General features: G+C 57.2%; 5 protein-coding genes. All 5 read left to right on the forward strand.

The window, feature by feature from the left end:
- The first annotated feature begins 6 nt into the window (after positions 1 to 6).
- The 5 genes from ACFO1S_RS02775 (at position 7) to ACFO1S_RS02795 (ending at position 12,075) form a co-directional block, all read left to right on the forward strand.
- On the forward strand, positions 7 to 1,134 hold the full coding sequence (locus ACFO1S_RS02775) for a hypothetical protein (RefSeq protein ID WP_378126196.1): 1,128 nt from the start codon (positions 7 to 9) through the stop codon (positions 1,132 to 1,134).
- 239 nt (positions 1,135 to 1,373) lie between these two features.
- The gene (locus tag ACFO1S_RS02780; protein WP_378126198.1) at positions 1,374 to 4,079 is read left to right on the forward strand and encodes a glycoside hydrolase family 9 protein; all 2,706 of its coding nucleotides are present in this window, start codon (positions 1,374 to 1,376) and stop codon (positions 4,077 to 4,079) included.
- An 18-nt stretch (positions 4,080 to 4,097) separates the two neighbouring features.
- Complete coding sequence (locus ACFO1S_RS02785) at positions 4,098 to 6,164, forward strand: cellulase family glycosylhydrolase (protein WP_378126200.1); 2,067 nt, start codon at positions 4,098 to 4,100, stop codon at positions 6,162 to 6,164.
- Between the two features lie 71 nt (positions 6,165 to 6,235).
- Entirely contained in the window at positions 6,236 to 8,713 is a 2,478-nt protein-coding gene (locus tag ACFO1S_RS02790) for an endo-1,4-beta-xylanase (RefSeq protein WP_204600765.1), read from the forward strand.
- A 104-nt stretch (positions 8,714 to 8,817) separates the two neighbouring features.
- Positions 8,818 to 12,075: a glycoside hydrolase family 9 protein gene (locus ACFO1S_RS02795; RefSeq protein ID WP_204600764.1), complete on the forward strand. Its 3,258-nt coding sequence runs from the start codon at positions 8,818 to 8,820 to the stop codon at positions 12,073 to 12,075.
- Positions 12,076 to 12,091: the final 16 nt, after the last annotated feature.

The following is a 12,091-nucleotide window of genomic DNA, read 5'->3' on the forward strand; positions in this document are numbered from 1 at the left end:
ATGAACATGAAAAAATATAGAAGATGGTACTTCTCGGCCATTATATTGCTTGTTCTATGCTGTACAGGGGTTGCCGTTACTAACTATCTTGTCGATCCGTATTCCCTATTTGGAAAATCAGCTATTGCCGGCTTGAAGCTGCCGACTCAAGAATATTTGAGCAAAGCGAGATATCTGGCAACCGGCAAACCGGAGGTCATCTTTCTCGGCTCATCCAGAACCAGCAGAGGCCTGGATCCTCGACATTATCGCCTGATCACAGGGGAGAGTGCCTACAACAGCGGTCTTTCCGGCGCGAACATCTATGTGGCCAGGCGATATCTGGAGTATGCTTTGAGTCATGACTCTTCGTTAAGGAAAGTCGTTCTCGGCATAGATTTCGAAGGGTTCAGCCAATTCTCGGAAATCAAACCGGTGTTCAGCGAGGAACGGCTGAAGTCGGCAGCGTGGGTCCGGCAAGATCTGCTGGGGAATCTTCTTACGGAGCAAGCGCTGAAGGACAGTATCAAGGTGCTGCGGATAAATCTGTCGGGCAATCCCTACGCCAGCGATATTTTGTTGGCAGACGGCAGCTACAGCGAGGAAGAGGTCATCTTGCGCAATCAAAGGCTTATGGAGCAGGGAACGAATATGTTTTACGAGCATCTCAAAAATCATCTTCATAATAGAGAGGTTTATGCCCGCTATCAGTTGTCGGAGCAAAGCCTGGATGATCTGCGCAGATTCGTTGCGCTTTGCTCCGACAATCAGGTGGAGTTAACCGTGATGATTCATCCCTCCCATGCTTTGCAATGGGAAGGTATCCGCGTAGCGGGATTATGGGATGAATTCGAAGCCTGGAAAAGAGAAGTCGTGGAGATTACAGACGTATGGGATTTTTCCGGGTTCAATTCGATTACAACGAGTTCTCCGGATCGATTCGACATGTATATGGACCAATCCCATTACGGGAAAAAAATAGGCAATTACGTGATGGACAGAATATGGAATTCCGATAAAGCGAGCGTTCAAGAAAACTTCGGCGTCCTGTTGACCCGGGACAACCTGGAGGAGCAATTGATCCGTATCAGAAACGAGCGGGATAACTGGGAAAGAAAGCACCCTGACATCGTAAGCCGAATAGAAAACCTGTAATCGAGTCCCCAACGGGAAGCCTGTCTCCGTTGGGGATTTTTTATGGCCGCTCAGCCCTTCGCATTCGATGCTTTGCGACGTTGTCGGTCATGATTTTCTTTTGATCTTTTTAATCAAACCATTTTCGGTTACGAAAACGCGATAAAGTGGTCACAATCCGCACATTTCGGGAGAGTTCGCGGTTTTATAATGGAAGAGGAGATAGAAAACCTTTTCTAAATTAAGGAGGCCAATCGCGCATGAAGTCAGCTGGTCGGTTCCGCAGATGGGGATCATTCGCTCTTGCCGTGTCGATGGGATGGACGGGAATCGCAGGAATTATAGGCTTCGCGGATCGGGCAAGCGCCGATTCGACTTACAATTACGCGGAAGTGCTGCAAAAGTCGATGTATTTCTACGAAGCGCAGAGGGCCGGAGACCTTCCCTCGAACAATAGGGTTCAGTGGCGGGGAGATTCCGCATTATCCGACGGTTCGGATGTCGGCCTGGATCTGACCGGGGGCTGGTACGATGCGGGAGATCATGTGAAGTTCGGATTGCCGATGGCGTATACGACGACGATGCTGGCCTGGTCTGCGCAGGAATATGGAGACGCTTACACGCAAACGGGACAGATGGACGAGCTGCTGGCCAACATCAAGTGGGTGACGGACTATCTGATTAAGGCGCATCCTTCGCCGAACGTGCTCTACGGACAAGTAGGCAACGGCGGAGCGGATCATGCTTATTGGGGTCCGCCCGAAACGATGACGATGGCGCGTCCTTCCTACAAGATTGACGCTGCCTGCCCGGGCTCCGATCTGGCCGGGGAGACAGCGGCGGCACTGGCGGCCTCTTCAATTGTGTTTGCGTCCAGCCAGCCTTCTTATGCGGCTACCTTGCTTACGCACGCGGAGCAATTGTTCCAGTTTGCCGATACGTACAGAGGCAAGTACAGCGATTGTATCCAAGACGCTCAAGGCTTCTACAATTCTTTCAGCGGGTATTACGATGAGCTGGCATGGGCGGGGGTGTGGCTGTACCTGGCTACGAACGACTCCAGCTATCTGACGTATGCCGAGAATATGACGCAAAATTTCAAGAAAGAGAATTACGGTAATAGCCCCTATTGGGAATACAAGTGGGGATTGGCGTGGGACGACAAGCACTATGCGGTTCAATTGCTGCTCGCCAAGCTAACCAACAAAGCCGTGTACAAGACCAATGTGGAGCGAAGCTTCGACTACTGGACGACGGGCACCTCGGACAACGAGCGAATCGCCTATACGCCTGGAGGGCTCGCTTGGCTCGATCAATGGGGCTCCCTGCGCTATGCGTCGAATATGTCCTTCCTGGCCTTCGTCTATTCCGACTGGCTGGAGACGACGAATCCGGGCAAGGCGCAGACGCTGCGCAACTTCGGCATTACTCAGATTAATTATGCGCTGGGAGACAACCCAAGCAATCGCAGCTACGTCGTCGGCTTCGGCAATAATCCTCCGATAAATCCGCATCACCGAAGCGCACACGGCTCGATCGTCGGCAGCATTCAGAACCCGACGAACAACCGTAACATTCTATATGGGGCGCTTGTCGGCGGTCCGGGCAGCAGCGATAACTACACCGACGACAGGAGCAACTACTTCAACAACGAAGTGGCGACCGATTATAACGCCGGCTTTACGGGCGCGATCGCCAAAATGTATCTGATGTTCGGCGGAACGCCGCTGGCGAACTTCCCGCAGCCGGTTTCCCAGCCGGATGAGATGTTCGTGGAGGCCAAGGCCAACACGTACTCGCCGGGCTCGACTTCAATCGACGCCTATTTGAACAATGCCTCCGTGCTTCCGCCGCGGGCGAGCAGCAAGCTGTCGTTCCGCTATTTCGTGGACTTGAGCGAACTGCTGCAGGGCGGGTATACGGCTGCCGACGTCACGGTTCGCAAGGACAATGCGGGCGGAGCGGCCATCAGCAATCTGCTGCATTGGAGCGGCACGCTCTACTATGTGAATGTAGATTTCACGGGAACGAATATTTACCCCGGCGACATCAACAAATACCGCAAGCAAACGACTTTTACGTTAAACGTCCCTAACGGAGCGCCGTGGAATACGGCGAACGATCCCTCCCATCAAGGGCTTGGAAGCGCAAGTCATCAGAAGACGGCGCATATTCCGGTTTATGAGAACGGCGTTAGAGTATTCGGCAGCGAGCCCGACATCGGCAATCCGACGGTGCCGGGAGCGCCGACGGGCGTCGCGGCGACGGCGGGAGACGGTCAAGCGACGATTAACTGGAGCGCGTCCAGCGGAGCGACGGGGTATCACGTGAAGCGGTCCACGACTAGCGGAGGTCCGTACACGGCTGTAGCGACGAGCGTTGCGGGAACGAGCTATACGAATACGGGATTGACGAACGGAACGACATACTACTACGTCGTAACGGCTGTGAACGCGGCGGGCGAGAGCGCCGCATCGGCGCAAGCGAGCGTCACCCCGCAGGCGCCGGCGACGGGCGGCGGACTGGTCGTGCAGTACAAGGCGGGGGATACGAATGCGACCGATAATCAGATCAAGCCGCATTTGAACCTCAAGAATACAGGGACGACGGCGGTGAGCCTGAGCAATGTGAAGGTCCGCTATTACTTTACGAAGGAAGGGAGCGCGGGGATGAATGCCTGGATCGACTGGGCGCAGATCGGAGGAACGAACATTCAAGTGACGTTCGGGAGCGCCGCAGGAACGGGAGCGGACACCTACGCGGAGCTGACCTTCACGGCGGGAGCGGGTACGCTGGCGCCGGGCGCTCAGACGGGAGACATTCAACTGCGGATGGCGAAGACGGATTGGACGAACTTCAACGAAGCCAACGACTATTCGTTCGACCCGACGAAGACGGCCTACGCCGATTGGAGCAAGACGACGCTGTACATGAACGGAACGCTCGTGTGGGGCGCCGAACCTTAAGAGAAGGAAGGAAAGAAGATGAAACGATCCAAGGGATGGAAGTCAATTCAGGCTTTGCTGCTGGCATTTGGTTTGTTGGGCGGATTGGCGTCCGGTGCCGGATCGGCAGCGGCAGCCGTGCCCGCCAAGGATTGGCTGCACGTCGAAGGCAACAAAATCGTGGACGAGGCAGGCAACCGGGTGTGGCTGACGGGAGCGAACTGGTTTGGCTTCAACGCATCCGAGCGCGTATTCCACGGACTGTGGTCGGCGAACATCCGGCAGATTACGAAGGGGATGGCGGATCGGGGAATTAACATCGTACGCGTTCCGATCTCGACGGAGCTGCTTCTGGAATGGAAGAATGGGCAGATGGGGGGGCAGCCGAACGTCAACACCTACGTCAATCCGGAGCTGACAGGCAAAAACTCCTTGCAAATCTGGGACTACTGGCTGGAGCTGTGCGAGCAGTATGGACTGAAGGTCATGCTGGACGTTCACAGCGCGGAAGCGGACAACGCGGGCCACTTCTATCCGATGTGGTACAAAGGAACGATTACGCCAGAGCTCTTCTATCAGGCATGGGAGTGGGTTGCGGAGCGCTACAAGAACAACGATACGATCGTGGCTATGGATATCAAGAACGAGCCTCACGGGACACAGTCTCAAGCCTCCCGGGCCAAATGGGACGGCTCGACGGACGTCGATAATTTCAAGAATGCGTGCGAAACCGCGGGCAACCGAATATTGGCGATCAACCCGAAGGTGCTCATTCTGTGCGAAGGAATCGAGGTTTATCCGAAGGCAGGCAAAACATGGTCTTCGACCGGCTTGACGGATTTCCATTCCACCTGGTGGGGCGGCAATCTGAGAGGGGTCAGAGACTATCCGGTCAATCTGGGCGCCAATCAGGATCAGTTGGTCTACTCGCCGCATGATTACGGCCCGCTGGTATTCGACCAGCCCTGGTTTCAGACGAATTTCAATAAAACAACCTTGACCAACGATGTGTGGAGGCCGAACTGGCTGTTCATCCACGAAGAAAACATTGCGCCTCTGCTCGTCGGGGAGTGGGGCGGAAGATTAGGGCAGGATGCGCGGCAGGACAAGTGGATGACGGCTCTTCGCGATTTGATGATTGAAGAGGGAATCCATCATACGTTCTGGTGCATAAATCCGAATTCGGGGGATACGGGCGGACTGCTGCTTGACGACTGGGCGACTTGGGACGAGGCGAAATATACGATGCTGAAGCCGGCATTGTGGCAGAGCGGCGGCAAGTTCGTCAGCCTGGATCACCAGGTTCCGCTCGGGGGCGCAGGGACAACGAGCGGCATCAGCCTAGCCGATCTGTACGGCGGAGGCGGCCCGTCCTTGCCGGCGGCTCCGGGGGGAGTTACGGCGATAACGGGCAATGCCAAAGCGACGCTGACTTGGAATGCGGCCAGCGGAGCGGCAAGCTATACGGTCAAACGCGCAACAACGAACGGAGGTCCGTACACGGCGGTAGCAACGGGCGTTGCAGGGACGAGCTATACGAATACGGGTCTAACGAACGGAACGACATACTACTACGTTGTAACGGCGGTGAATGCGGCAGGCGAAAGCGCGGCATCCGCTCAGGTTGCCGCAACGCCGCAGGCAGCGCAGAGCGGCGGGGGGCTTGTCGTGCAGTACCGGGCGGGCGACACGAATGCCGTCGACGGTCAGATCAAGCCGCATTTGAACATTAAGAACACGGGAGCGACGGCGGTCAGCTTAAGCGATGTGAAGGTTCGCTATTACTTTACGAAGGATGGCAGCGCGGGGATGAACGCCTGGATCGACTGGGCGCAGATCGGCGGAACGAACATTCAATTGACCTTCGGAAGCGCTGCGGGAACGGGCGCTGACACTTACGCCGAGCTGTCGTTCGGAGCGGGAGCCGGGTCGCTGGCTCCCGGCGGCCAGACAGGCGATATTCAGCTTCGCATGACGAAGACGGATTGGACGAACTTCAATGAAGCGGACGACTATTCGTTCGATCCGACGAAGACGGCCTATGCCGACTGGAGCAAGGTCACGCTTTACGAGAACGGCACGCTGGCATGGGGCACCGAGCCTTAAGAGTCGACGAAAGCCCGCGCCGGGACCGAGGCGGCGCGGGCTGCGGTCCAATTCGATAGGAGGGAAGCACGATGAGGGCAAACAAGAGGGTTAAGCTCTGGCTTATGCTGATGCTGGCGGCTGTCCTGCTAGTCCCTGCAGGAGGCTCCGGCTGGGGAGGAAGTCCGGTACATGCGGCGGGAACGAATTTGCTCACGAATCCGGGATTCGAGACGGGAACGACGGCCGGGTGGACCAGCATGGGCACGGCGACGCTTGCGGCATCCTCTGCGGAGGCGAATGGAGGCGCTTACAGCGGGCTCGTGTCAGGGCGTCAAGCGGACTGGAATGGAATATCCCAAAGCCTGCTGGCAAACACTGTGCCAGGTTTAACCTATGATGTCGCAGCGCGGGTTCGGCTGCAGAACTCGGCGAGCGACACGGTCAAGCTGACGATGCGAATGATCGATAGCAGTGGAACAAGCTATACGACGATTGCCCAGTCTACGGTAACGAACGGAGGGTGGATCGAATTGCGCGGCACCTTCGTCTATCAGCCATCCGGCGCCGCAACCGATCTGCTCCTCTATGTGGAAGGGCCGCAGCCTTCGGTGAATTTCTATGTGGACGACCTGGAGGTGGCCGAACGCACGGCGACTGATTGGAAGGCGGAGGCGAACGCGCGAATCGAGCAGCTGAGGAAGCGGGATGCGGCAGTTAATGTCGTGGATAAGAACGGCAGCCCCGTAGCGGGAGCGACCGTACATGCGGAGCAGACAAGAAGCCTCTTCGGCTTCGGCTCGGCCATCAACAATACGGTGCTTTCCAATCCGACCTACGCCAACTTCTTCAAGGATCATTTCGAATGGGCGGTCTTCGAGAATGAATCGAAATGGTATTCCAACGAATCAAGTCAAGGCAATGTCAACTACTCTGTCGCAGATCAAATGCTGGCCTGGGCGCAGGCGAACGGTATTCCGGTACGCGGGCATACCGTGCACTGGGAGGTTGAGGATGCTCAGCCCTCCTGGGTGAAAAGCCTGACCGGAACAGCCTTGCGCACGGCTTTAGACAACCGCATAACAAGCGTCGTCAATCACTTCAAAGGCAAGTTCAAGCATTGGGACGTGAATAACGAGATGCTGCACGGCAGCTTCTTCAAGGACCGTCTCGGGGCATCGATCTGGCCCTACATGTATGAGCGGACCAAGCAGTTGGACCCGGATGCGAAGCTGTTCGTCAACGATTACAACGTCATCGAGTATGCGGAGGACAACAATTACAAGCTGCAAATTCAACAATTGCTGGCCCAAGGCGCACCCATTGACGGAATCGGGGCTCAGGGGCATTTCGGTGCTACGGTAGACCCTTATGCGGTCAAGCAGCGGCTGGACAATCTGGCTACGTTTAACTTGCCGATCTGGATCACCGAATACGATTCCGTACAACCCAATGAGAATATTCGGGCAGATAATCTGGAGGCGCTGTATCGGCTGGCATATAGCCATCCGGCAGTCGAAGGCGTGATGATGTGGGGCTTCTGGGCCGGCTCTCACTGGAGAGGGGCCGATGCGGCGATTGTGAATCAGAATTGGACGCTCAACGCAGCGGGCCAACGCTATCTGGCCTTGATGGACGAATGGAAAACCGATGTGACCGGGACGACTGGAGCGACGGGCAAGTTCGCGTTCCGGGGCTTTCAAGGAAGCTATAAGCTGACCGTTACCGTTCCCGGAGCTTCTCCGGTCGTTCAGACATTGGAGCTTGCTCCCGGGGCGTCTGTTCAGCAGGTGACGGTGACTGTCGACGCCGGCGGCCCCGTTGGCCCCGAGGCTCCGGCTGCCCCTGGCGGGCTTGTCGCCGCAGCGGGGAACGCTCAAGTCGCGCTGAGCTGGAACGCCTCGACCGGAGCAACCGGCTACAACGTGAAACGGTCGACGGCTAGCGGAGGTCCCTACGTAACGGTGGCGGCCGGTACTGTCGGCACGAGCTATACGGATACAGGCGTGACGAACGGCACGACGTATTATTATACGGTCAGCGCTATCAATGCAGTGGGGGAGAGCGCCAATTCGGCCGCCGCGAGCGCAACGCCGAACGTGCCGGTCGCGAGCGACCTCGTTGTCCAGTACAAGGCCAACAATCCGAACCCTAACGATAACCAGATTACGGCCCAGTTCAACATCAAGAATCGGGGCAGCGCGCCGGTGGCGATGACCGGGCTGAAGCTTCGCTACTATTTTACGAAAGAGGGAGCCGGCGCGGCTTTGAACTTCTGGTCTGATTACGCCCAGATCGGCGGAAGCAACGTCAGCGGCACTTTCGTGACTATGGCAGCGCCCAAGCCAGGGGCCGATACGTATTTGGAAATTTCGTTCGGCGCAGGAGCGGGGTCAATTCCGGCCAATGGGCAGAGCGGAGAGATTCATGCGCGCTTCGCCAAAAGCGACTGGACGAACTTCAACGAGAGCGACGATTATTCGTATGACGGCACCAAGGCGGCTTTCGCGGATTGGAGTAAAGTCACGCTCTATCTGAACGGCCAGCGCGCGTGGGGCAACGAGCCCTAATGGCGGTGCGGGCGTTATTGAAAGGGGGGATGTCCCGGAGCAAACGACGGAAACCGGCTGTTAGAAAAAGCAGAAGTTAATTCTATGCGGGAGGGAATTTTAGGATGAGAAAGCTTTGGAGAAAGGCGCTGTGCGTGACGGCGACCGCAGCGATCGGATTGTCCGTCTTGGCAGGCGCAGGTCCGCTGGGTTCTCCCCAGGCCAGCGCGGCAGTCACCTCTTATAACTACGCCGAGGCGTTGCAAAAATCGATCTACTTCTATGAAGCGCAGCGATCCGGCGACCTTCCGGCGAACAATCGCGTGCAGTGGCGCGGCGATTCGGGCATGACGGACGGGGCGGACGTGGGCAAGGACCTGACCGGCGGTTGGTACGATGCCGGGGATCATGTCAAGTTCGGCTTGCCGATGGCCGCCTCTGCGACAATGCTGGCGTGGTCCGTCTATGAGTATGAGGACGGGTACAAGCAAGCCGGCCAGTACGAAGCGATCCTCGACAATCTGAAATGGGCGACGGACTATTTCATCAAGGCCCACACAGCGCCGAACGAGCTTTATGTTCAGGTTGGACAGGGCGGAGTAGACCATGCCTGGTGGGGACCTGCTGAAGTTATGCAGATGAACAGACCTTCCTACAAAATTTCCGCCAGCTGCCCCGGTTCCGATGTAGCGGGCGAAACGGCGGCGGCGCTTGCAGCCTCTTCGATCGTCTTCCGCGATACGAATCCGACGTATGCGGCAACCTTGCTGACTCATGCCGAGCAGTTGTATTCGTTCGCCGATACGTACCGAGGGAAGTACAGCGATTGCGTGACCGATGCCCAGTCGTTCTACAACTCCTGGTCCGGCTATTGGGATGAGCTGTCATGGGGAGCGGTCTGGCTCTACTTGGCGACGAACAATAATACCTACTTGACCAAGGCGATCTCTGCCTCCAACAACTGGGGCAAGGAAGGCCAATCCACGAATTGGGGCTACAAATGGACGCATGCCTGGGATGACAAGCACTATGGAGCGCAATTGCTGCTCGCTCGCATTACCAACGATCCCGCATTCATTACGTCCACGGAGCGCAATCTGGATTACTGGACGTCCGGCGTTGCCGGAACCGGCGAGAAAATCACGTATTCGCCCGGAGGTCTGGCTTGGCTCGATACCTGGGGGTCGCTCCGATATGCAATGAACGCCTCCTTCCTGGCATTCGTATACTCCGACTGGGTGACGGATACCGCCAAGAAAAACAAATATAAAAACTTCGCGACCAATCAGACGCTGTATGTGCTCGGAGACAACCCGCGCAATAGCAGCTACGTCATCGGCTTCGGCGCGAATTCGCCGCAGCATCCGCACCATCGTACCTCGCACGGCTCCTGGATGGACAGCCAAACGACGCCAGTCAATCATCGTCACGTCCTGTACGGAGCGCTAGTTGGCGGTCCGAACAGCACCGATGCGTATACCGACTCGATAGGCGATTATGTCAGCAACGAAGTGGCAACCGATTACAATGCGGCATTTACAGGCGTTCTGGCCAAGATGAAGCTGCTCTACGGCGCAGGCCAGTTGCCGCTTGCGAACTTCCCGCCTGCGGAAACGAAGGAAGACGAGATGTTCGTAGAGGCTTCCTTCAATAGCACGGGGCCTAACTATACGGAGATTAAGGCCTTGTTGAACAATCGCTCCGGCTGGCCTGCGCGCATGGGAGATAAGCTCTCCTTCCGTTACTACGTGGATCTGTCCGAGGTCTATGCGGCCGGTTATAACGCCAGCAACATTACGATCAGCACCAACTACAATCAAGGGGCTACAGTGTCGCCGTTGACGGCGCACGATGCAGCCAATCACATCTACTACGTCAAGGTCGACTTTACCGGCACTAAAATCTATCCGGGCGGCCAGCCGCATTTCAAGAAGGAAATCCAGTTCCGTCTGGCGGGACCGCAAGGCACTTCCTTCTGGAATCCTGCTAACGACTATTCCGCACAGGGCCTGACAAGCGGCACCGCTGTCAAGACAACGTATATCCCGGTCTACGACAACGGTGTTCGGGTATTCGGCAATGAGCCGGGTCCGGTCGTTCCGACGCCTCCGGGAGCTCCAACGGCGCTCACCGCAACGGCGGGCAACGCGCAAGCGGCGTTGAGCTGGGCCGCATCGAGCGGCGCGACGAGCTACACGGTGAAGCGCGCAACGACGAGCGGCGGACCGTATACGACGGTAGCGACCGGCATTGCCGGCACAAGCTACGTGAATACGGGGCTGACGAACGGGACGACTTATTACTATGTCGTCAGCGCATCGAATGCGGCAGGCGAGAGCGCGAATTCCGCGCAAGCTTCCGCGACGCCTACGGCTCCGACCGTACCGGCCGCTCCAACGGCGGTGACGGCTGCGGCCGGCAATGCGCAGGTTACGTTGAACTGGGCCGCATCGAGCGGCGCGACCAGCTATAACGTGAAGCGCGCGACGACCAGCGGCGGACCGTATACGACTGTGGCTACCGGCGTGATCGGTACGAGCTATGCGAATACGGGGCTGACGAACGGCACGACCTACTACTACGTCGTCAGCGCCGTGAATGCCGTCGGCGAAAGCGCGAATTCGGCGCAAGCCTCAGCAACGCCTCAGTTGAGTTTGCCGGCAGTGCCTACGGCCTTGTCGGGAACGGCGGGCAATGCGCAAGCGGCGTTGAGCTGGACCGCATCGAGCGGTGCGACGAGCTATAATGTCAAGCGCGCAACGACAAGCGGCGGGCCTTACACAACCATCGCGACCGCAGTAACCGCCACAACCTATGCTGACACGGGCCTGACGAACGGAACGACCTATTACTACGTCGTCAGCGCCGTGAATGCGGCAGGCGAAAGCGCGAATTCCGCGCAAGCCAGCGTCACTCCGCAGGTTCCGCAGACCGGCAATCTCGTTGTGCAGTATAGGGTTGCCGATTCCAGCGCTACGGACAATCAAATCAAGCCGCACTTGAACATTAAGAATAACGGCACATCCGCCGTGAGCTTAAGCGGTCTGAAGGTACGCTACTATTTCACGAAAGATTCGTCGGCGGCCATGAACGCCTGGATCGACTGGGCGCAAGTGGGAGGCACGAATATTCAAGTCACATTCGGCACCGCTTCCGGCACCGGAGCCGACACCTACGTCGAGCTGGCGTTTACATCCGGCGCAGGATCGATTGCGGCGGGAGGCCAGACCGGCGACATCCAGCTGCGGATGGCGAAGACGGACTGGAGCAATTTCAACGAAGCGGACGACTATTCGTACGACGCCACGAAGACCGCTTATGCCGACTGGAGCAAGGTAACGTTGTATCAGAACGGCACGCTCGTCTGGGGAGCGGAGCCTTGAGAGACGCTTAGTCTTC

The sequence above is a fragment of the Cohnella boryungensis genome (assembly GCF_042651945.1).
Lineage (GTDB): Bacteria > Bacillota > Bacilli > Paenibacillales > Paenibacillaceae > Cohnella > Cohnella boryungensis.